Raw genomic sequence first — 23,024 nt, 5'->3', positions numbered from 1 at the left:
TACTCGTCCCACGCAAAATCAAAAGACTTGTGGGTGTTTTCACTTTGTTACTTAATTGTAAATATAAGCTTACAAACACTCTAAATCACAACGAATAACACTAGAAAATACAAACAAAAACTTTATCTTAACTGGTTGTGTAAATCAGCCAGCAACTGCTTGCTAATAACCGACAAACCGGGCTTTTCTTCGGATAACCAAGGTAAGGGGCGACTTTCATTAATCGCTTTTAAACCTATTCTGGCAGTTAGAACCCCAGCACCCATTCCTTGTGCGATACGAGTTGATAACTTACCGGTAATCCCTGCACTAAATGCGTAATTACCGGCATCAGATAAAATTTCAGAAGCACCTGCATACAGCATTGTGTGGAATATTTTACGGATTAGCTTAACTCTTCCGCAGTAACCTAAATCTAAACCATATATTTTACTCACTTGGTCTATCATCCGAATATTACGCCACAATACTATTAACATATCCAACAATGCAAAAGGGCTAACAGCTATCATGACACTTGCTGCAGAGGCATTTTTGGTCACTTGTTTCATGGCCAGTTTATCAATGGGAGCTAACACTATGTATTCAAATAAACGTAAGACTTCACTATCACAGTGATGAAGGTCAAAACTTTCGTGCCAATTTGCTACCAAAATCTGATAATTATTGGGAAGGCTTTTGGCTATATTTAAACAATGTTGCTCGGCCAACCCAATAACACTGGTGTTGGCCATTTGCTCCGATTGGGTTCGAATATCACCTTGACGCTTAAATTTTTTCAGTCCTGTGTATTCAACAATAATTTGACGCAAAGCCAACATTCCTAGCACAGTAAAAATAGCGAGCCAAACACCTGCTAACCAATCCATTTTCTCAAGCATCGCAATAATAAAAAATATTAACTCGGCACTACTTGCTAGCAATATCGCAACAAACAAAAATGGTAACCATTTTTTTCTCGTCTTTTTAATAGTTAACTCATCTGAATACTGCTGTGGTTGCACCTTATCTGTGGGATCATCATTCACCTCAATTACATCAACCTCATTAACCATAAATGCTGGTTTAACTTCGGGTTGTGACTGAGTATCACCGTGTAGGTTGTTAAAAACATGTGCACTTTTGAGTGTGTAAGATGTCTTTACATCAAACAGCCCCTCATCATGAGGTACAGACGATTGTTTCATATTAATTTATCCGCTAGCAGAAAATCGAGCACTTGATCCATTCTAATATGTGGCAAACCATATGGAGTATTCATCAGAGGTGGTGATAAATTTGGAAACTCAAACTTTTGCTGTTTCCAGAACTCCGGGCCTGGGCAACTTTGTGGTACTTCTCCAGGAAATAAAGTGATGGCTGCGCCCTGAGCATTTCTCCCTTGAAGCACTGGAATACTTTCACCATTGAGTAGACTAAGACCTGACTTCGAAGCGCGAATAGCTGATACAGCAGTTGACTCGGTGCTCACACCATCAAACTGTATTTGTTTCCTTGCACTATGCAACATACTTTCCAACAACTTGACCAAGTTAGTTTGCTGGTCAGGTGTGATGTGATCGGCCTTAGTTGCAGCAAATACCAACTTATCAATTTTAGGTTGAAACAAACGATTAAGTATATTGGAAGAGCCATACTGGAAGCTCCCCAGCAACCAATCTAACGCCTTTTGTAAATCTTGGTAACTATGAAAACCACGATTAAGTGCTGACAAACAATCAACTAAAACAACTTGTCTATCAAAACCTTTAAAGTGTTCTTTATAAAATGGTTTTACCACTTCGGATTTGTAGTGTTCGAAGCGCTGACTCAATAGTTCTAAATTACTGCCTTTTACTGGTTTATTTAAATCAATCTTCTGATGTTGGAGTTGAACATCTGTAATAGGAAAAAAATGTAAAATAGGCGCTCCAGACAATTCACCTGGTAAAATAAAGCGACCAGGTTGCAACAATTGATAACCATTAGTTTGGCAATCAATTAAATATTGAGTGTATAGCGCTGCAATGTTTTGTAGCGCTAATTCATCCCCTTCAGCATTTAAATCTAAGCGGTTTACAGCAGTAAAAAAAGGACCGGCTATGTCATGTCTTAGTGGGTTATTTAGTTCGTCCTGACAATGCCTAGACCACTGAGCATAATCCATATCCAATAACGGCAAGTCCAGTAACCATTCTCCAGGATAGTCTGTGATGTCCAAGGTTAGCGTTGCGTCTTCAGTTAGATATTGACTCCAGCCCTGACTCTTTTTGTATCTTATTTTCAGCCTTACTTGAGAGATACCTTTTGTGGACGAAGGCCATTCAGGTGAGGTTTGGGTTAGTTTAACCATAGCGTCTTCGTAAGCAAAACGACTAAAGGTTAAGTTAGGTTGGACATCTCGTTTTACACCAATCAAACGAGACTCTCTTACTACTGAAAAAAAAGGCAGGTGTGACGCTTCATTAGCTTCAATAAGTTGGTTAACCAAAGAGGTAATAAATGCCGTTTTGCCACTTCTGCTCAAACCTGTTACGGCCAAATTAACATGATTATTTACCAGTCTTGCTGCTGTTGTTTTTAGCTTTTGTTTGGTGTGTTGAATCTTAGGATATTGAAAAAAGGAAGTCTGCATAAAAACTGTATCAACCTAATAGAATGAGAAAAAAAACATGAAGGACTAACATTTAGCCAGTCCCATTAAACATCATTCACAGTTTACTTAATTCTCGATTGAGTTGAAACTCAGAGGATGTCACATAGGTCTCCATTTTTCTGAGCCTACTTTCGTTTATTGCAAAACGTTCTTTGATATCAATAAAAGCCTGTTTAGGTGGTTCACCTGCTTGCCAAACTTTAGACTTCACTACAACTTTTTCTGATTCAGCCTCTGACACATTATGCCATCCTTTGCCTTGAACTTTATTGTGTTGGCTTTTAGTTGCAGAGCCATCATCTCTTGGTCTAGCTGACAAACCTCGAGGCTTTTTTTTCCAAAATAAACCAAGCTGCAACATAACCGACGAAGAAAAATGGCGGAGCTAACAAGAAAAACCCAGTAAGTGTTAAAATTCTTACCAACCATATTTCCATGCCAAAGTATTCCGCGATACCCGCACACACTCCGGCAATTTTTCCCTTACTCGGGTCACGATGTAAACTGCCAAAAGTTTTCATACTTTGTTCCTCCAATCTGGTGCCTCTGCATCCAAAATTGACTCTAATGTATGAATGCGCTCTGCCATTTTTTCTGCTCTGTCAGCTAATTCCTGTAATGTTCCATATTCGGCTTCAGTCAATCCCTGATTCATTTGCTTTTTACTCCGATAATGCATTATCAGCCATATCGGAGCGACAAAGATCATAAAAATAATGATAGGTGCTACTATGATTCCAATCACGTCTTCCAAAATTAATCTCCTTTTTACCAGTGTCTTTTGACTCTTTCAATTTACTTTTTATCAACCGTTGCTTTACTTTGCATTTTTTTCTTTAACGCCGCTAGTTCATCATCGATCTCATCATCTGACTCAAGTTCAGCAAATTCATCGGCTAAGGTCTTTTTACCTAAGTCGTAAGCATCGACTTGAGACTCTAAATCATCAATTTTACGCTCGTATTGCTCAAATCGGCCCATTGCAGCATCCACTTTGCCACTGTCTAACGTTTTCTTTACTTCAAGCCGAGAACTGACTGTTTTCTGTCGCAAAATAATGGCTTTTTGACGTGTTTTAGCATCGGCCAATTTATCTTGTAACTGCCCAACTTCACTTTGTAATTTAGTGATTTGCTCGTCTACCCCCTTAAGTTCAGACGACAAAGCGCTACCGTGTTCGTCACACTTTTTCTTTTCTTGAAGCGCGGCGCGAGCTAAGTCTTCTCTGTCTTTACTAATAGCTAACTCTGCTTTCGATTTCCAATCTTGTGCTTCGTTTTGCATTTTATTAATTTGCAAAGAGATATCTTTCTTACTGGCCAATGTCTTTGCTGAAGCAGAGCGCACTTCAACCAAAGTGTCTTCCATTTCCTGAATAATTAAACGTACCATTTTTTCTGGATCTTCGGCCTTATCTAAAATGGAATTAATATTTGAGTTCACTATGTCTGTGAAACGCGAGAAGATACCCATAGTCTTTTCCTCTTTTTATCAAATGTTAGTAAAATACTGTTACTTAATTGGTTTTTCTTATCAACTGCCATTACCATTCAATTTGTAGGCCAACATCACATTTTAACTAAATTATTGATTTAAAAGAAATATTAATTTACACGCCGAAGCCTGAGATCTACAATAATTAATGAGCAGACTATAATTTAGTCGTTTAGACCATTTTTAAGGATATTAATGAGCCGCTTTCGCCAACAAGATAAAATGCTAGGTCAATCTAATAACTTTTTAGAAGTGCTAGAGCAAATCTCACAAATTGCACCTTTAAATAAACCTGTTTTAATTATTGGTGAAAGAGGCACAGGTAAAGAACTTGTAGCCGCCCGTATGCATTTTTTGTCAAAACGCTGGGAACAAAGCTATCTGACATTAAATTGCGCAGCTCTAAACGAAAGTTTGTTAGAAAGTGAATTATTTGGATATGAAGCAGGCGCTTTTACTGGCGCAGCTAAACGCCGAGAAGGGCGATTCGAAACAGCAGATAACGGCACCCTATTTTTAGACGAACTGGCGAATACATCAGGCATGGTGCAAGAAAAGTTGCTGCGAGTGATTGAATATGGTGAGTTTGAACGTGTGGGTGGCTCTCGCAGTGTGAAAGTGGATGTTCGATTAGTTGCAGCAACAAATGAAGATTTACCTGCACTAGCTGACTCAGGCGAATTTCGAGCAGATTTATTGGATAGATTGGCATTTGATGTTATCACCTTGCCCCCTCTGCGTGAACGTAGAGATGACATTATGATCTTAGCTGAAAACTTTGCGATTAATATGGCCAGAGAATTGGAGATGGAACTTTTCAGTGGCTTTACTGAAAAAGCCAAACGCATTTTATTGGATTATCATTGGCCAGGTAATATTCGTGAATTAAAAAATGTGGTTGAGCGAGCAGTGTATCGCAGCAACAATCCCAACCTACCCGTACACAATATTGTGTTAGATCCTTTCGAATCTATATATCGACCACAAAAAAGAATTAAAACTAAGGATAGAATTACTCAATCTGAAGCGGTTACTTCCCCCGTCAATTCAGTTGAAACGTTGTCAAAAGACCAAGCTCTAACTCAGCCCAAAACACACTCTTTTTATGATTTCCCTGTTGATTTAAAAGAACTTTCCCAAGACTTTGAAATTGATTTAATTAATCAAGCATTAGCCGAAAGTCAATTTAATCAGAAGAAGACCGCAGAAAAACTGGGATTAACTTATCATCAATTACGGGGTTATTTAAAAAAGTATAATTTGTTAGAGCAAACCAACGAAGATATAGATTAAACTAGAGCTGTGAATATTCTAAAAAAACACAATAAAAATATTTGGTTCAAAACAAGTCTGATTGTTTTGGCGAGTGCTTTACTGTGTTCTTGCGATGCGCTTCTTCAATCTAAAACAGACCCCAATGGTATTGTTTATTGCTCAGAAGGAAGCCCGGCTAATTTTAATCCACAATTAGAAACCTCAGGAACAACGGTTGATGCTTCATCCCACCAAATCTATGACCGATTAATAGATTTTGACCCTGTGACTGGAGATATAGTACCTGCGTTAGCAACCAGTTGGTTAGTCAGTGATGACGGAAAAACCTATACCTTTCAGCTGAGACAAAAGGTCCCTTTTCACAATACTGAAACGTTTAGCCCAACCCGCTTTTTTAATGCCGAAGATGTACTATTCAGTATCGATCGTTGGCGTCTGGATGATCATCCATACCACGAGATATCAGGTGGAAGGTATCCTTATACTGACAGCTTGAATCTTGATGGTTTAATAATTCAAGTCAAACGTTTAAATGGCTACAGGGTAGAAATTACACTTAATAAACGAGAAAGCTCCTTTTTAGCTAATCTTGCGACAGATTTTTCTGTCATATTATCCGCTGAGTATGCTGACAAGTTAATATCACGAAATCAAAAAGAATTAATAGATCATAATCCTGTGGGAACTGGGCCTTATCAACTGGCTAGCTTTCGCAAAGACCGTTATATACGCTACACCGAACATCCCAAGTATTGGCGTAAAATTGAGTTAACTGACAAACTCATATTTGATATTACTCCTTCTAGCTCACTAAGATTAGCTAAATTACTTACCGGCGAATGTGATGCTATAGCTTTACCGGCGCACAGTGAACTTGAGGTCATACGTCAACAAGATGATTTAGTTTTAGTTGAAAAGCCAGGCTTTAATGTAGGATTTTGGGCGTTTAATACATCTAAACCTCCATTTGATAATCCACTGGTGCGAAGAGCATTAGGCATGGCAATTGATAGAAACGCCCTGATTGAAGCCATTTATTTTAATAGTGCCGTTGCCGCGAAAAACATTGTTCCCCGCACATCGTGGGCGTTTCAAGCTGATGTTAAGCCTCTTAGTTACAATCCGATTGCAGCAAAAAAATTATTACGTAAGCAAGGCGTCCCAGAGGGCTTCTCGATGACTGTTTGGGCGATGCCCGTGCAACGCGCTTATAATCCAAATGCCATGAAAATGGCTGAATTAATTCAAGCATATCTTCAAGATGTCGGTATACAAGTCAATATTGTCAGTTACGAATGGTCAACATTTAGAGAGCGTTTGTCGGAAGGACTTCATGATTCTGTTTTAATTGGCTGGTCAGCAGATAATGGCGATCCAGATAATTTTTACCGTCCACTTTTATCCTGTTCAGCTATAAAGTCAGGCACTAACAGAGCAATGTGGTGTTCAGACGAGTATGATTTATTAATTAATGAAGCTTTAAAGTACACCGACATCAGCGAACGGACCTATTTTTATGGCAAAGCCAATGAACTTTTGGCTGAACAACTGCCTTTAATTCCCATAGCTCATGCATCTCGCTATCAAGCATATAGGAAGAATTTGGACGGGTTGGTGATTAACCCATATGGCGGTGTGCGCTTTGCTGGAGTGAAAAAGCTCTAATGGCGAATGTATTACTGCGTTATACAAATTTAGTTCTTGTTACCCTATTTATCTTAAGCTTATTGTCTTTTCTCTTGGCTTATTTATTTCCTGGACAAGCCTTGGAAAACCTTACTGGCCTGAGGTTTAACGAATTGACTGAACTACAAAATAGTCAAATAAAATACTCTGTGGATGACAACATATTTATCCAATATTCCCATTACATGGGCGAACTATTTTCAGGCAACTGGGGGGTCAGCTTCAATTCGGGTTTACCGCTATATGAAGACGTTGGCCATTACCTTCCCGCTAGCATAGAGCTGAGTTTCTATGCGCTCTTAATGTCTTTTTTCATTGGCCTGCCTTTAGGGTTTTTAGCTGCATTGCGACATCACAGACTTACCGATTACAGCTTGCTAACGGTGAGCTTATTGGGCTATTCCATACCAGTATTTTGGCTAGCCTTGATCATGATCCTAGTATTTTCTTTGCAACTAGGGTGGCTTCCACTATCTGGACGTATTAGCTTAATATATGAAATTCCGAGCATTTCTGGCTTCATTTTAATAGATATTTTATTATCTGATTTTATTGATAAAAAATCAGCATTGATTGATGCTTTAAGACATCTTATTTTACCAACTATATCTATTGCTGTTGTCACCACGACTATGATATTTCGAATTACAAGACGTTCGGTAATTAAAACGCTAAATAGCGAGTTTATTTTAGCGGCTTACGCCAGAGGTTTAACACCCAGACAAGTGTTAATGCGCCACGGTGTGAGGAATGCACTCATGCCTATATTGCCATTATTAGCTATGCAATTTCCCACTTTATTAACCAACGCCATGATAGTAGAAAGTATCTTTTCTTGGCCAGGTATAGGCAGCTGGCTTATTCAGGCTATTTATCAACAAGATTACCCCGCAATAAGAGCAGGAATGTTAGCTGTATCTGTTTTGGTTGTTATTTTCACTATGTCTCTTGATCTTATTATTCGCCTAACTGATCCAAGACGCAGAAGGGCTGAACGTGTCGCAATCTAGACTATATCAGGAAGAGCATCATCCCTCTCCACTGCAGTTCACTTGGATAGAATTCAAAAATAATCATATCGCTGTCGCAGGATTATTTTGTTTTGCTTTTTTTTTAATCATTACTATCTTTTGTCCATTATTAGCGCCCTTTGATCCGAATATGCAACAAATAGGTGATTTGATGATTCCTCCAGCTTGGGATCCCAATGGTGGTATTAGCCATGTATTTGGAACTGATGCCTTAGGCCGTGATTTGTTATCTCGAATTATCTACGGCTGTAGGATGACCTTCGGTATTAGTTTGTTGTTGGTAATGGTCGCTATGCTTCTAGGTGTAGGTTTAGGAGCATTGGCAGGCATGAGTAAAGGATTCCGCTCGAGTTTTCTTAATCATACTTTAGACTCCATTCAAGCGATCCCAACTTTGCTCATCGCCATCATTATTATTGCCATTTTAGGTCCAGGATTAGTCAATAGCATGTGGGCTATAGCTTTGGCACTGACACCTCAGTTTATGCACCAAACTCGCGACTTTATAAGACATGAATTGTCTAAAGAATATATTATGGCAGCTAAACTCGACGGTGCCAGTAAAGCACATATTTTTGCCCACTCCATATTGCCTAATATGGGTGAGATGTTAGTGGTTCAAGCCACCTTAGCTTTATCAATTTCTATTCTAGACATTAGCGCTTTGGGATTTCTCAAATTAGGTGCACAGGCACCCGCTTCAGAACTAGGTGCAATGCTATTGGAAGGTATTGAGGTGGCTTACATTGCCCCTTGGACGATTGCACTGCCCGGTGGAGCATTGTTTATGATGATGATTTCTATCAACTTGGTAGGGGATGGTTTGCGCTCAGCATTTAGAAATAGGTTATTGCACTAATGGTCTTGCTTGATATCAAAAACCTAACCTTAGAAATTGATATATCAGCAGGATGGGTAAAGGCGCTTGATAAAATAAACATGGTGATCCATGAAGGTCAAATTCATGCCTTAGTCGGTGAGTCAGGATCAGGGAAAAGCTTAATAGTCAAAGCCATTGTTGGGGCACTACCTAAGCGCTGGCGAATTACTGCTGACCGTATGACATGGAAAGGACAAAACCTATTGACTATGTCTGCGAAAGCTAGGCGAAAGCTTATTCGTAAAGATATATCAGTGATCTTTCAAAACCCTATTGAGTCACTCGATCCATCATTGACCTTAGGACAGCAGCTAAAAGAAATGCTTCCAAGAGACAAATTAACAAAAACGTGGTTTTGGCAGCGCAACGACGAAAAACAAGCATTGGCGATTAAACTGCTGCATAAAGTAGGCATTAAAAATCACCAATTATGTCTAACTAGCTATCCACATCAAATTGCCAATGATGTGGTCCAGAAGTTTATGATTGCAATGGCGTTGGCATCTGAGCCTAAATTAATTATTGCTGATGATCCCACTAGAGGGATGGAAGTTACTTCAAAGACACAAATATTAAAGTTACTCAGTAAAGTCAATCAAGTAAAAGGTATGAGCCTTTTGTTTGTTAGCCACGACTTATTAGCTATATCCAGTATGGCCAGTTATATGACTGTTTTATATTGTGGGCAAACAATTGAAAGTGGTGACTTGAAACAACTAAAAAAACGTGCATTTCACCCTTATACTCAGGCGCTATTAGATAGCGCACCAAGCTTTCGTAAAGACCTCCCACCCAAATCTCCTCTTAGCTCATTAGATGGCACTATCCCTACTTTGCATCATTTACCCATAGGCTGCAGATTGGGCCCAAGGTGCCCGAGAGCTCGCAAAGAGTGTGTGGCAACACCCCAAATTAGACGGGTTCATACGCATTTCTACAGTTGCCACTTTCCTCTTCATTGGGATGCTAAGTAATGGATCTTATCAATCTTGAAGCTTTAACCTTTCAAAATAAAACAAAAAGCATGTGGTCAAAAAGCAAGGTAACTTTTGATTTAGGACCCGTCAGTTTTAATGTTAAAGCAGGCGAAACCTTAGCTATTGTCGGCAATAATAGCTCGGGTAAGTCCTTGCTGGCTAAACTACTTGTAGGTTTAGAAACACCTAAAAGTGGAAAAATATTTATGAATGGAGTGGAACTAAATAAATCAAATATTAGTGTCAGATGCCATGATATTAGAATGATTTTTCAAAATAGTCATGAGTCCCTCAATCCTGGGTTAACATTGGGCACCATTTTGGAAGAACCGTTGCGTCTCAATACTAAACTTAATGGTCAACAGCGCAAGTCGCTAATAGAGCAGACTCTTAGAAAAGTGGGGTTAATGGCAGAACATCAGTTTTTTTATCGGCATATGTTGTCTGATGGGCAACGCCAAAGAATAGCCTTAGCCAGAGCGCTAATACTGAACCCAAAAGTGATTGTTGCAGATGAACCCTTTGCAGCATTAGATCCATCTGTTCGCTCTCAAGCGGTGAACCTACTAATGAAATTGCAGCGTGATTTAGGGCTAGGTTTTATCTTTATTTCCCACAACCTAGGCATTGTTAGACATATATCTGACAAAGTGATCATCATGAAATCTGGAAAAGTAGTGGAATCAGGGAAAACTGATGCCATCTTTAATTGGCCTAAGAATGAATATACAAAAAAATTAGTTGATTCTCATCAGGCATTAATTAATGGACAAAATAGTCAACGCTGAAAAACTTAAGAACTGATTTTAGAACTGATAGTGCTAAATAAAAAATCACTTAACACCATCGAGCTAGTTTATCCTACTAAGGCCAACAATATACCAGCAGCTACAGCCGAGCCTAATACACCGGCCACATTAGGCCCCATAGCATGCATCAATAAGAAGTTATGATGATTTGCTTCCAGTCCAACCTTATTCACCACTCTGGCTGCCATAGGCACTGCAGATACGCCAGCAGCACCAATCAATGGATTGATTTTTTGACTACTCAGTTTACTCATTGCTTTTGCCATTAATATACCTGCTGCAGTACCAATAGAGAAAGCTATAGCACCCAGTGCCAAAATACCTAAGGTTTCAACAGTTAAAAATTTATCAGCCGATAATTTAGAACCAACGGCTAACCCCAAAAAGATTGTCACAATATTGATCAATTCGTTTTGAGCGCTGTTACTTAACCTATCGACTACACCTGACTCTTTCATCAAGTTACCTAGACAGAACATTCCAACCAAAGGAGTGGCAGTAGGTAAAAACAGAAGACAAAGAAAAAGTACCGCTAGGGGAAAAATTATTTTCTCTCGCTTAGATACTATCCTAAGTTGAGGCATTTCTATTTTTCTTTCTTCTTCGCTAGTTAATAAGCGCATGATAGGAGGCTGAATAATAGGCACTAAAGCCATATATGAATAAGCGGCAACCGCAATAGCGCCGAGAAGATCAGGCGCTAACTTAGAGGCTAAAAATATCGCTGTAGGCCCATCAGCACCACCAATAATAGCGATGGCAGCTGCATCTTGCAGTGAGAACTCGAAGCCGGGCACCATGTTCAAGGCGATAGCGCCAAACAGTGTACCGAAAATGCCAAATTGTGCTGCAGCACCCAATAACAACATTCTAGGGTTGGCAATCAAGGCGCTAAAGTCTGTCATAGCTCCCACCCCCATAAAAATAAGCAAAGGGAAGACTCCTGTGCCTATACCCACATCATAAATAAGGTAAAGTAATCCACCTGGATCACTAAACCCAGCCAACGGAATATTGGTTAAAACGGCACCAAAACCAATTGGTAGCAACAATAAAGGTTCAAACTTCTTAACAATAGCTAGGTAGAGTAGTAATGCGCCAACGCTCATCATGATCACCTGACCTAACTCGAAGTGAGCCAGAGAGGTGCTTTGCCATAATAATTCGAGCTTTCCCATGTGTATTTCTTATCCTATGAACAATAAAGATTGACCCGTTTGCACAACATCACCTTCTTTAGTTGAGATATTGGATACCACACCAGATATAGATGCTCGAATTTCTGTTTCCATTTTCATAGCTTCCATGATGATAACTACGTCACCTGAATTGACTACATCACCGTTTTTGACCAACACTTTAAAAATGTTTCCTGTCAATGGTGAGTTTAATGCTTGGCCTGACTCAGAAGGTGCTCTATTTGCTTGTGGCTCAGGTAAAAAATGAGGCGCCGCTTGCACATTTGTTAATTCACCACTTTGAGCAACCTCGACCTCAAATATTTGACCGTCAACACGAACAGAATATGCCACCGCGCCAGGGGTTTGTGATTTAGGTGAGACCACGGTATTTGTGACAACTGGTGATGTTTCAACAGGTGCAGGCTCGAATGCATCAGGGTTATTTCTATTTTTAAGAAACTTTAAGCCAATTTGTGGAAATAACGCATAAGTCAACACGTCATCGACCAAATCATCTGCTGTTTGGATAGATTCTTTTTTGGCAATATTTTTAAGTTCGCTGGTAAGCGCAACCAGCTCGTCTTCTATTAAATCTGCTGGGCGACATGTAATGGCATCTTTACCGTCTAATACACGTAGTTGCAATTTTCTGTTAACGGGTGCAGCAGTCGCACCATATTCACCTTTAAGAACACCTGCGGTTTCTTTACTGATGCTTTTGTAACGCTCACCTGTGATTACGTTAATAACAGACTGAGTGCCGACAATCTGAGACGTCGGTGTTACCAAAGGAATAAAACCAAGATCTTCTCTTACTTTTGGAATTTCAAGAAGCACCTCATCCATTTTATCTTCAGCACCCTGCTCTTTTAATTGGCTTTCCATGTTAGTCAACATGCCACCAGGAACCTGTGCTATTAAAATACGTGCGTCAACACCTTTAAGACTGCCTTCGAACTGTGCATACTTTTTACGCACATCACGAAAGTAACTAGCAATCTCAGTAAAAGCGGGTAATGCCAACCCCGTATCACGCTCAGTACCTTCGACAATTGACACGATAGTTTCTGTCGCCGTATGACCATAAGTCATACTCATTGAGGAAATAGACGTATCTATTATGTCAATACCCGCATCAATCGCTTTTTGGTAGGTAGCTGTGCTCAAGCCAGTTGTTGCATGACAATGCATGGCAATAGGCACATCGATAGATTCTTTTAATCTCGTCACTAACTCTTCGCATTCGTAAGGTTTGAGTAAACCAGCCATATCTTTTATACAAATTGAATGCACGCCCATATCTTGTAATTCGTTGGCCATATCTAACCACGTTTGCAAGGAATGAACAGGTGACACAGTGTAAGACATGGTTCCTTGAGCATGTGCACCTTGTTTAATGGCCGCCTTAACGGCAGTTTGTAGATTACGAATATCGTTCATCGCATCAAATATGCGGAAAACATCAACGCCATTCGCGTGGGCTCGCTCCACAAACTTTTCAACCACATCATCGGCATAGTGGCGATAACCTAGAAGATTCTGGCCACGCAACAGCATTTGTTGCTTAGTTTTAGGCATGGCCTTTTTAAGCTGACGAATACGCTCCCATGGATCTTCTCCCAGATAGCGAATACAAGCATCAAACGTTGCCCCACCCCAAGTTTCTAGAGACCAATAGCCAATATCATCTAATTTACTTGCAATAGGTAACATGTCTTCCAGACGCATTCTGGTCGCAAACAATGATTGGTGAGCGTCACGCAATACAACATCTGTAATTGCTAATGGTTTACGCATGGTGATACTTCCTTAAAATATTAAATTAGTGTGACTTTCTATGCTCAGTGATAGCTGTACTTATTGCAGCTACCACTTTTGGTGACACGCCTTGGTTATTGATAAAAGAGCTGTGACTAGGGGCTGTTTGGTTTTGTATAGTCTTTAGCGACTCATCAGGAAAAAATTTGTTTATCCAAGCAATAAGAGTAATTGCACCAATTAGCGTTGATAAAAACAAAAACACCACTACCATTCCAACTAATAATAAATTAGCGGCTTCAGCAAGAGCATTTGCGACTTCAGGTTGCATACAAACGTTATCTCAATAATGAAATCTCAATAAGTGATAAGTATCATGCAGCTTGATAAAACACAACAAAACAACAAGAGGAAAAGTGCATAAAGAATAAGAAAATATTCGGATATAGTGAATATTTACCCAAATATGCAAAATAATTAACAAGCGACTTACATAGAAATTTACAAGCCAATAAAATAGTTTAATCCAATTAGCTAAACATTAACGACAAAAGTAATCTTCTAAAAATAAAAAAGCCTACAAATAAATCTGTAGACTTTAATGTGTGGTGCGCGTGGAAGGATTCGAACCTCCGACCGCCTGGTTCGTAGCCAGGTACTCTATCCAGCTGAGCTACACGCGCATACACTGTTTGCGTAAAGTATATTCAATCTTCTAACACAATATAGAAAGTGATGGTGCGCGTGGAAGGAGTCGAACCTCCGACCGCCTGGTTCGTAGCCAGGTACTCTATCCAGCTGAGCTACACGCGCAATACTGTTATAATAAAACCCAATGGCGGAGAGGGAGGGATTCGAACCCTCGGTACGAATAAACGTACGGTTCCTTAGCAGGGAACTGGTTTCAGCCACTCACCCACCTCTCCGGAACTTGAATCTTTTACACATAATAGGATGGTAGCCTATTCGACTAATCCAGATTAACTACCTTCACCACAAGCTTTAAGGCCCTTGACTTAAGATTAACCTCTCCTAAATGAGGAGCAGGATTTTACCGATCCACATGAGTATGTCAAACACTTTTTATGAAGTTAATGATGGCTTGCTGGCATTTTAAACGATTATTGATTAAGTGCTTATTATTTGTCAGATATGAACAATGTCACAGATTAATCTAAGCTAAAAACCAGACATAAAAAAAGCTGGTTACCCAGCTTTTTTTATGTCCAAAACCGACTAGTTTTCGTCAGTACTTTCTACATTTTCATGGGCAGCAAGTTGAACATTCTTTTCAGCTTGGATACGCATGTAAATTTCTTCACGATGCACAGATATTTCCTTAGGCGCATTTACACCAATTCTTACCTGATTTCCTTTTACACCTAATACTGTCACTGTGACATCATCACCGACCATTAGGGTTTCACCAACACGACGAGTTAAAATTAGCATTATATTGCTCCTTTATCCGTTAAAATTACTGTTCCCTCACTAAAATTAGTGTAAATCAGCAGCATAGCCATTAGATTTACCCAGTCGGTTTTTCCCTATTTTTGTTGTCACCACAAAAAACAACCGAAAAATTCTTATCTTTTAATTTCTACTTTTTCTTATATTATTTATAACTTTTCTTGTAACCAATCTTGCACTGAATTAATGGCTGAGTCTAAGTTTTGCGGTTGGGTTCCGCCAGCCTGAGCCATATCAGGGCGACCTCCTCCTTTACCACCAACTTGTTGAGCAACAAAGTTGACCAATTCCCCTGCCTTAACCCTAGACACTAAGTCCTTGGTCACACCGACTATTAAGCTTACTTTACTTTGTTCAGCTATGCCTAAAATAATTATTGCGCTACCTAACTGGTTTTTGAAATCATCGACCATAGCTCTAAGAGCTTTTGCCTCAACACCCTTTAATACTGTACAGAGCACTTTCACACCTTTGATTTCATATAACTCCGACAACACATCTGTAGCAGCACTATTGGCTATTTGTCGTTTAAGCTTTTCTAATTCTTTCTCTATTATTTTATTCTGATCAAGTACATGTTCTATACGACCAGTTAAGCCTTGAGGATCTATTTTTAATAGACTAGCAATTTGACTTATTTGCTGCGATTGACTTTGAACTGCATCTAACGCTTTTCTCCCAGTAACCGCCTCTAATCTTCTGACACCTGCCGCAATACCGCTTTCTGAAAGAATCTTAAAGAATCCAATATCGCCAGTTCTATTAACATGCGTACCACCACAAAGTTCCATTGAAAATCCTCCCATAGATACTACGCGAACATCTTCTGAGTACTTTTCACCAAATAACGCCATTGCACCTGCAGACTTTGCTTCGTCCAAATTCATTAATTTGGTATCAAGGCAGTGGTTGGAACGAATGTGCTCATTAACTAACTTTTCAACACTTTTAAGTTCCTCATTGGTAACAGCTTCAAAATGTGAAAAATCAAAACGAAAACGCTCGTCCGACACCAGTGAACCTTTCTGGTTTACATGCTCGCCCAAGACTTGTTTTAAAGCAGCATGCATAAGATGCGTGGCACTGTGATTTAATTTTATAGCTTCACGGCGCTCAAGATCAAACTCAGCTTGCACAATATCACCCAGTTTAAAGTCTGAATAAGCCGTCCCCATGTGAGCAATTGCATTACCCAACTTAACCGTGTCTCTGACTTTAAAGCTGCCATTAGCAGTTTTAATTTCGCCAGAATCTCCAATTTGACCACCTGATTCAGCATAAAAAGGGCTCTTATCAAGAACAATAATACCCTCATCACCTTTACTTAATTGTTCTACTTCATGACCGTCAACAAACAACTCAATAACTCTAGCTTGCTCGCCTTTTTGATCATAACCGGTAAATTCAGAAACACAATTAGACTTTAGTCGCTCATTATAATCTGTATCAAATTGGCTAGCTTGTTGCGCGCGTTTACGCTGGGCATTCATAGCGACTTGAAAACCTTCTTCGTCAATACGAAGTTCTTTTTCACGGGCCACATCATTGGTTAAGTCCGCAGGGAAACCATATGTATCGTAAAGCTTAAATACTAATTCGCCTGGCACTACATCAGATGACAGCTGCTCAAGTGCATCGTTAAGGATACTCATGCCACGTTCAAGGGTTCGAGAAAATTGTTCTTCTTCAGTTTTTAATACTTTTTCTATAAGTAAGCGATTCGTAGTTAGCTCTGGGTAAGCTTCAGCCATTTGCGACTCCAATGCCTCTACCAAACGATAGAAAAAAACATCACTGGCACCAAGCTTATTACCATGTCTGATTGCCCTGCGAATAATACGTCTTAAAACATACCCTCTGCCTTCATTTGAGGGAATAATACCGTCACAAATTAAGAAACAACAAGAGCGAATATGATCTGCAATAACACGTAAAGATTTGTCTTGTTTGTCCTGTGTTCCAATAATATTAGCAGCGGCATCAATTAAATTTTGAAAAATATCAATTTCATAATTACTATGCACATTTTGTAAAATAGCTGATATGCGCTCTAAACCCATACCCGTATCAATGGAAGGCTTTGGTAATGGCTGCATGGTTCCATCACTTTGACGATTAAACTGCATAAATACCAGATTCCAGATTTCAATAAACCTATCACCATCTTCTTCTGGGGTTCCCGGAGGTCCGCCCCAGATATGTTCTCCGTGATCATAGAAAATTTCTGAACAAGGACCACAAGGGCCAGTATCGCCCATAGACCAAAAATTATCTGAAGTACTAATACGAATAATTTTGTCTTCTGAAATACCTATTTTGTTTGCCCAGATATCAAAGGCTTCTTCATCATCGTGATAAATAGTGACTAACAATTTATCTTTAGATAGTTTTAATTCTTTAGTCAAAAAATCCCAGGCATATTGAATAGCATCAGCTTTAAAATAATCACCAAAACTAAAATTACCTAACATTTCGAAAAAAGTATGATGACGAGCGGTATAACCTACATTCTCGAGGTCATTATGTTTACCACCTGCTCGCACACAGCGTTGAGAAGATGTCGCCCTATCATAACTTCGGGTTTCTGTACCTAAAAACACATCTTTAAACTGATTCATACCCGCATTTGTAAACAAAAGCGTCGGATCGTTTGTAGGAACTAAAGATGAACTGGATACTTTTTGATGTCCTCTTGCGGCAAAAAAATCTAAAAATGCACACCGGATCTCGGCGGTTGTTTTACTCATTTACAATCCTGAAATATTAATGATTAATGGAGTTCAAATATGCCCAAAACAACATAAAAACTGCGAATGTCGCCAAAGATATCAGTTTAGAGAACTTTTGTTAAGGTTAGTGTTTACACTTAAGAGAGTTAATCTTTTCACGGCTCAATAGCATAGCAAATTTGTTCATGGGTAAAACTAAGATAATATAAAGATTGTGGTTATTTCTGTTTTTTTACCCAGCTGCAGCAGGCGTACCTCCATATTTTTTCAAACACTTTGCAGCTAATTCAAACCAATTGATATTAAGTTCACTCATTGCTGCAGCCATAATTTCAGAAAATTCTGATATTTTTTCAATTCATGACGTATTTTTGGTTCGCCTGTGCGTTTGCTCGTTTGACCTCACATCAAAAACGCTTAAAATCTCACATTATTTTACAGAATATTCTGATTAATTGTATCTATTCATTCGACGCACAGATGACGCTCAAGTTCACGTAACAAGAGTTCTTTGAGAATTTTGCATTGATTATAATCTCGCCCCGCAAGCCAGCTAGTGATGGTATATTTAATGATCTTAACTTCATTTTCTGCCATATTAGGAAGATAAATTCAGCAAAGAATTAGACCCAACATTGTCAATATATAGCACAGAATATACTTTCAAATTTAGCACCTCAATTGAACAAGTGGGTCAAACAGTTTGGGACAATTTAGCTAATGGCAATAGTCCATTTTGCCAATATCCTTTTTTGCATGCCCTAGAAACCTCTGGCTCGGTAGGTGGAAAATCTGGGTGGCAGCCTTTCCACTTAGTAATCTATCAAAATTCTGATCCTGTTGGCATTTTACCTTTATACAAAAAAACACATAGTTACGGCGAATATGTATTTGATTTTGCTTGGGCAAACACTTATCGGCAATATGGCGTTAACTATTACCCTAAATTAGTGGCCGCCATACCTTTTACGCCTGTGACTGGAGCAAGGTTAATGCTCAACGCTACAATAGATAGACAGCAACTGATACCCATTCTATGCCAAGAAATCACCAATCAATTAACGTTGTTTGGCATGTCTTCCATGCATTGGTTATTTGTGGAGCAAGATATTAGCCAAACACTGCATGAGCATCACCAAATACAACGTAAAGCCGTTCAATTTGAATGGTTCAATCGTCAATATTCGTCGTTTGATGATTATTTGACACATTTTAATTCGCGCAAAAGAAAGAATGTTAGGAAAGAGCGCATTAAAATTACAACTGAAGGTATAAAAGTTGTTAGGTTGTATGGGGAAGGTTTGACTGAAAAGAACATGCGTTTTTTTTATGATTGTTACAAACAAACGTATCTAAAACGTAGTGGTCATGATGGTTACTTAACCGAAGACTTTTTCCAGAAAATTTTTAGAAATTTACATCAGAACTTAATGCTAGTCATTGCTTTAAAAGACAATACACCTATTGCTAGCGCTTTATTTGTATTTGATAAAAATCAACTTTGTGGTCGATACTGGGGGGCTTTAGAAGATATAGATAACTTACATTTTGAATGTTGTTACTACCAAGGTATTGAATTTTGCATTGAAAGAAACATCGCTAAATTTAACCCGGGCACGCAGGGAGAACATAAAATATTAAGGGGCTTTGAACCTATTTATTGTTATTCAAACCATTCACTTACAGAGTTGGCGTTTCACGAGGCCGTTGAGCGATTTATAGATGAAGAAAACACTCAAATCACACAATATAAAAATAATGCCGAAAAGCTATTACCTTTTAAACAAACACAAGACTAACTAAACTTAACCTGATATCAAAGCATTTATTATTTTTGCCAGACTAGCATAAAGTTATTTGCTGGCATTACGACGGTCTCAAGAAGAAACAAAGGTTTAGCCCAAAGGGTTAATTCATTAATGTCACGAATACCACCGCACCCTTGCTGTGCTAGGTGTTGATCAAAAGCTTTGTTTGACTCACTACTATACTGCCCTTGAAATTTATAAGGGCCGTATTGACAAAACACTCCACCAACTGGCAAGTTATCGGCCACTAATTGCATCATAAATTGTGTTTCTAATGGTTGCATAATATGTGTGGTATTCGCTGTAAACACAGCATCAATATTGGCTAGTGGCCAAGTGCTAGAAGCACCGATAGTCAATGAAAAAGGTTGATGCACATTATCCACGTCTACATCTTCTAGCCACGCGGCTATGGCAAGATGTTTATCAGGCATATCACTGGTATGCCACTGAAGATGCGTTAGTCTAGGAGCAAAATGCGCGGCATGTTGCCCCGTACCAGAACCAATCTCTAAAAGTGTTGTTTTATCCACCAAAACACGACTCAATATATCTAAAATTGGTTGTTTGTTATTTTCACACGATTGGCTGAAAGGCTTCTCTAACATACTTTTACTAATCCATTGTCTATTGAAGGTTGGGCCCTAACCACTTTTCAGCTTCTAACCTATCCCAATCTTTACGTGCAGCATAATCGAGCAATTGATCTTCTTGTATTTGGGCTACTGCAAAATAACGACACTGTGGATGAGAAAAATAAAAGCCAGATACAGCTGCACCAGGCCACATAGCATAACTCTCTGTTAGTTTCATACCAGTATTTTTTTGAGTATCTAGTAAATCCCAAATCAATTGTTTTTCTGTATGTTCGGGGCAAGCGGCATAACCTGGGGCAGGTCGAATACCTTGATATTTTTCACGAATTAGCTCTTCGTTTGATAATATTTCATCGGGTACATACCCCCAAATTTCCTTACGCACTATTTTATGTAAATATTCGGCAAAGGCTTCTGCAAGCCTATCGGCTAGGGATTTAACCATAATAGAATTGTAATCATCGCCGTCATTTTCATATACTTTGGCCAATTCATCTTCCCAGGTTCCTGCTGTTACAGCGAATGCACCAATATAATCGGCTTTACCTGAAGACTTAGGCGCAACAAAGTCACTTAAACAATTGTTTGCCCCCTTAGCTTTTTCAGTTTGTTGGCGAAGATGGTGAGCAACGTGTACCACTTGACTGCGGCTTTCATCCGCATAGACTTGAATATCGTCTTCTACTCGATTAGCCGGAAAAATGCCTACCACACCATTAGCTTTAAGCTTAGAATTGTTACAGAGAGTTTTTAACATGGACTGAGCATCAGCAAATAAAATCTGTGCTTCTTTGCCTACAACTTCGTCTTGTAATATGCGTGGATACTTACCTGCCAAAGACCAGGTTAAGAAAAATGGTGTCCAATCTATATAATCAACCAACTCTGCCAATCCAATACTTACTACGTTCACACCCAACTTGTTGGGAACAGGTGGCTGATAGTTGTTCCAGTCGAACTTAAAACCATTTTCACGAGCTTGCTTTAACGTTATGGGGCGGGTACGAGGCTTTTTCTTGGCGTGTTGCTCGCGCACTTTTTCATAATCAAGTTTTAGTTCTTCTGAATAAATAGCACGATTCTCGGCAGTGATCAGTTTCTGACATACTCCCACGGCACGGCTGGCATTGGGTACATAGACCACTGGTTGATGATAATGTTGTTCAATTTTAACTGCGGTATGTGCTTTTGACGTGGTAGCACCACCAATTAATAATGGTAGATCAAACTTTAAGCGCTGCATTTCTTTGGCCACATATACCATTTCATCAAGAGAAGGGGTAATCAGGCCAGAAAGGCCAATCATATCGACATTTTCATCCTTAGCCACTTGCAACAGTTTTGCACAAGGTACCATTACCCCAAGGTCGATGATCTCAAAATTATTACATTGCAGCACCACGCCAACAATATTTTTGCCAATATCGTGAACGTCACCTTTTACTGTGGCCAATAAAATCTTGCCGTTACTGCTACCTTTGTCTTTTTCAAGCTCGATGAACGGATTAAGGTAAGACACCGCCTTTTTCATCACCCTGGCAGATTTGACCACTTGTGGCAAAAACATTTTACCCTCACCAAACAGATCACCAACTACATTCATGCCATCCATCAATGGCCCTTCGATAACATGCAATGGTTTTTCTGCCGCGAGGCGTGCCGCTTCAGTATCTTCCTCTATAAAATCCATAATGCCCCGTACCAGAGCGTGTTCAAGACGTTTGTTGACGGGTAATTCACGCCATTGTAGGTTGTCTTTAACCAATACTTTACCGTCGCCTTGATACTTGGGAGCAAGTTCTAAGAGCTTATCCGTAGCTTGGTCATGTCGATTTAAGATCACGTCCTCCACGGCTTCTTTTAGCTCCGGAGGAATTTGGTCGTACACTTCCAATTGTCCGGCATTTACAATGCCCATATCCATTCCCGCTTTAATAGCATGATATAAAAATACAGAATGCATGGCTTCACGAACTGGATTATTGCCGCGAAAAGAAAAAGATACGTTAGATAAGCCGCCTGATACATGAGCATGGGGCAAATGTTGACGAATACGCCGAGTAGCATTGATAAAATCTACAGCATAATTGTTATGTTCTTCAATCCCGGTTGCCACTGCAAAAATATTTGGGTCAAAAATGATATCTTGTGGTGGGAAGCTAATTTTTTCAGTGAGTAATTTATAACTACGTTCACATATCTCGAATTTGCGTTCTTCAGTATCGGCCTGGCCTTTCTCATCAAATGCCATCACTACAGTGGCAGCACCATATCGCTTTAACAGCTTAGCTTGATTTAAAAAGTTGTCTTCCCCCTCTTTTAAGCTAATTGAGTTAACAATGGCTTTACCTTGCACACACTTTAAACCTGCCTCGATAACCGTCCATTTGGATGAATCAATCATGATAGGCACGCGAGAAATATCTGGTTCAGAAGCAATCAGGTTCAAAAACCGCGTCATGGCGGCTTCAGAGTCCAACATAGCTTCATCCATATTGATATCTATTATTTGCGCACCGTTTTCAACTTGCTGGCGTGCAACATCTAAAGCTTTTTCATAATTATCTTCAAGGATCAAACGCTTAAACATAGCAGAGCCGGTTACGTTGGTTCGTTCACCTACATTGATAAAATTTGCTGAGGCTTTTGCTTTGACAAGAATGGGTTGCTCAATATCTATTTCAATTTTACTCAT

General features: G+C 39.3%; 20 protein-coding genes and 3 tRNA genes. 7 read left to right on the top strand and 16 right to left on the bottom strand.

Going from position 1 to position 23,024, the window contains the following annotated elements:
- Positions 1 to 122 precede the first annotated feature (122 nt).
- The 6 genes from Q0Y52_RS06815 to pspA form a co-directional block, all read right to left on the bottom strand.
- Positions 123 to 1,187: a YcjF family protein gene (locus tag Q0Y52_RS06815; RefSeq protein WP_297819768.1), complete on the bottom strand. Its 1,065-nt coding sequence runs from the start codon at positions 1,185 to 1,187 to the stop codon at positions 123 to 125.
- On the bottom strand, positions 1,184 to 2,614 hold the full coding sequence (locus Q0Y52_RS06810; protein ID WP_297819765.1) for a YcjX family protein: 1,431 nt from the start codon (positions 2,612 to 2,614) through the stop codon (positions 1,184 to 1,186). The genes Q0Y52_RS06815 and Q0Y52_RS06810 overlap by 4 nt, the downstream gene beginning before the upstream one ends.
- 76 nt (positions 2,615 to 2,690) lie before the next feature.
- A complete protein-coding gene (locus Q0Y52_RS06805; protein ID WP_297819763.1) occupies positions 2,691 to 2,954 on the bottom strand; it encodes a hypothetical protein in 264 nt (87 codons plus the stop codon).
- Positions 2,944 to 3,156 carry a PspC domain-containing protein gene (locus tag Q0Y52_RS06800; protein WP_297819760.1) on the bottom strand — a complete coding sequence of 71 codons (213 nt, stop codon included), beginning with the start codon at positions 3,154 to 3,156 and terminating at the stop codon, positions 2,944 to 2,946. Before Q0Y52_RS06800 ends, Q0Y52_RS06805 begins: the two co-directional genes overlap by 11 nt.
- Positions 3,153 to 3,389 (bottom strand): envelope stress response membrane protein PspB, encoded by a 237-nt coding sequence (gene pspB / locus Q0Y52_RS06795; RefSeq protein ID WP_297819757.1) that lies wholly within the window; start codon positions 3,387 to 3,389, stop codon positions 3,153 to 3,155. Before pspB ends, Q0Y52_RS06800 begins: the two co-directional genes overlap by 4 nt.
- A 41-nt stretch (positions 3,390 to 3,430) precedes the next feature.
- Positions 3,431 to 4,108 carry a phage shock protein PspA gene (pspA, locus tag Q0Y52_RS06790; RefSeq protein WP_297819754.1) on the bottom strand — a complete coding sequence of 226 codons (678 nt, stop codon included), beginning with the start codon at positions 4,106 to 4,108 and terminating at the stop codon, positions 3,431 to 3,433.
- Between the two features lie 216 nt (positions 4,109 to 4,324).
- Between pspA and pspF the strand changes: the two genes are divergently transcribed.
- From pspF to Q0Y52_RS06760, 6 genes are all read left to right on the top strand, one after another.
- On the top strand, positions 4,325 to 5,422 hold the full coding sequence (gene pspF / locus Q0Y52_RS06785) for a phage shock protein operon transcriptional activator (RefSeq protein ID WP_297819751.1): 1,098 nt from the start codon (positions 4,325 to 4,327) through the stop codon (positions 5,420 to 5,422).
- A gap of 66 nt (positions 5,423 to 5,488) precedes the next feature.
- Positions 5,489 to 7,069 (top strand): ABC transporter substrate-binding protein, encoded by a 1,581-nt coding sequence (locus Q0Y52_RS06780; RefSeq protein ID WP_297820021.1) that lies wholly within the window; start codon positions 5,489 to 5,491, stop codon positions 7,067 to 7,069.
- Entirely contained in the window at positions 7,069 to 8,100 is a 1,032-nt protein-coding gene (locus Q0Y52_RS06775) for an ABC transporter permease subunit (RefSeq protein WP_297819748.1), read from the top strand. The genes Q0Y52_RS06780 and Q0Y52_RS06775 overlap by 1 nt, the downstream gene beginning before the upstream one ends.
- Positions 8,087 to 8,980: an ABC transporter permease subunit gene (locus Q0Y52_RS06770; RefSeq protein ID WP_297819745.1), complete on the top strand. Its 894-nt coding sequence runs from the start codon at positions 8,087 to 8,089 to the stop codon at positions 8,978 to 8,980. Before Q0Y52_RS06775 ends, Q0Y52_RS06770 begins: the two co-directional genes overlap by 14 nt.
- Positions 8,980 to 9,975 (top strand): oligopeptide/dipeptide ABC transporter ATP-binding protein, encoded by a 996-nt coding sequence (locus Q0Y52_RS06765; RefSeq protein ID WP_297819742.1) that lies wholly within the window; start codon positions 8,980 to 8,982, stop codon positions 9,973 to 9,975. Before Q0Y52_RS06770 ends, Q0Y52_RS06765 begins: the two co-directional genes overlap by 1 nt.
- Positions 9,975 to 10,766, top strand: coding sequence for an ATP-binding cassette domain-containing protein (locus tag Q0Y52_RS06760; RefSeq protein ID WP_297819739.1), 792 nt, complete (start codon positions 9,975 to 9,977; stop codon positions 10,764 to 10,766). Before Q0Y52_RS06765 ends, Q0Y52_RS06760 begins: the two co-directional genes overlap by 1 nt.
- Before the next feature lie 68 nt (positions 10,767 to 10,834).
- On the opposite strand, the gene Q0Y52_RS06755 is transcribed toward Q0Y52_RS06760, so the two are convergent.
- The 8 genes from Q0Y52_RS06755 to alaS all read right to left on the bottom strand — a co-directional run bounded on the left by Q0Y52_RS06755 (position 10,835) and on the right by alaS (position 17,943).
- Positions 10,835 to 11,965 carry a sodium ion-translocating decarboxylase subunit beta gene (locus tag Q0Y52_RS06755; protein ID WP_297819736.1) on the bottom strand — a complete coding sequence of 377 codons (1,131 nt, stop codon included), beginning with the start codon at positions 11,963 to 11,965 and terminating at the stop codon, positions 10,835 to 10,837.
- Between the two features lie 9 nt (positions 11,966 to 11,974).
- On the bottom strand, positions 11,975 to 13,765 hold the full coding sequence (gene oadA / locus Q0Y52_RS06750) for a sodium-extruding oxaloacetate decarboxylase subunit alpha (RefSeq protein ID WP_297819733.1): 1,791 nt from the start codon (positions 13,763 to 13,765) through the stop codon (positions 11,975 to 11,977).
- A gap of 25 nt (positions 13,766 to 13,790) precedes the next feature.
- Positions 13,791 to 14,057 (bottom strand): OadG family protein, encoded by a 267-nt coding sequence (locus Q0Y52_RS06745; RefSeq protein ID WP_297819730.1) that lies wholly within the window; start codon positions 14,055 to 14,057, stop codon positions 13,791 to 13,793.
- Positions 14,058 to 14,332: 275 nt separating this feature from the next.
- Positions 14,333 to 14,409: transfer RNA gene (locus Q0Y52_RS06740), tRNA-Arg, on the bottom strand.
- A gap of 53 nt (positions 14,410 to 14,462) precedes the next feature.
- A tRNA-Arg gene (locus Q0Y52_RS06735) sits at positions 14,463 to 14,539 on the bottom strand.
- A gap of 23 nt (positions 14,540 to 14,562) precedes the next feature.
- A tRNA-Ser gene (locus Q0Y52_RS06730) sits at positions 14,563 to 14,652 on the bottom strand.
- A 310-nt stretch (positions 14,653 to 14,962) separates the two neighbouring features.
- The gene (gene csrA, locus Q0Y52_RS06725; protein WP_297819727.1) at positions 14,963 to 15,178 is read right to left on the bottom strand and encodes a carbon storage regulator CsrA; all 216 of its coding nucleotides are present in this window, start codon (positions 15,176 to 15,178) and stop codon (positions 14,963 to 14,965) included.
- Positions 15,179 to 15,345: 167 nt separating this feature from the next.
- Positions 15,346 to 17,943 carry an alanine--tRNA ligase gene (gene alaS / locus Q0Y52_RS06720; protein WP_297819724.1) on the bottom strand — a complete coding sequence of 866 codons (2,598 nt, stop codon included), beginning with the start codon at positions 17,941 to 17,943 and terminating at the stop codon, positions 15,346 to 15,348.
- Between the two features lie 617 nt (positions 17,944 to 18,560).
- Here alaS and Q0Y52_RS06715 point away from each other — a divergent pair.
- The gene (locus Q0Y52_RS06715) at positions 18,561 to 19,724 is read left to right on the top strand and encodes a GNAT family N-acetyltransferase (RefSeq protein ID WP_297819721.1); all 1,164 of its coding nucleotides are present in this window, start codon (positions 18,561 to 18,563) and stop codon (positions 19,722 to 19,724) included.
- Between the two features lie 29 nt (positions 19,725 to 19,753).
- On the opposite strand, the gene Q0Y52_RS06710 is transcribed toward Q0Y52_RS06715, so the two are convergent.
- Positions 19,754 to 20,341: a DUF938 domain-containing protein gene (locus tag Q0Y52_RS06710; RefSeq protein WP_297819718.1), complete on the bottom strand. Its 588-nt coding sequence runs from the start codon at positions 20,339 to 20,341 to the stop codon at positions 19,754 to 19,756.
- 19 nt (positions 20,342 to 20,360) lie between these two features.
- Positions 20,361 to 23,024 carry a methionine synthase gene (metH, locus tag Q0Y52_RS06705; RefSeq protein ID WP_297819715.1) on the bottom strand — a complete coding sequence of 888 codons (2,664 nt, stop codon included), beginning with the start codon at positions 23,022 to 23,024 and terminating at the stop codon, positions 20,361 to 20,363.

It is taken from the genome of uncultured Paraglaciecola sp. (genome assembly GCF_943787955.1).
Lineage (GTDB): Bacteria > Pseudomonadota > Gammaproteobacteria > Enterobacterales > Alteromonadaceae > Paraglaciecola.
This window is presented reverse-complemented; position numbering and strand designations above follow the sequence as displayed.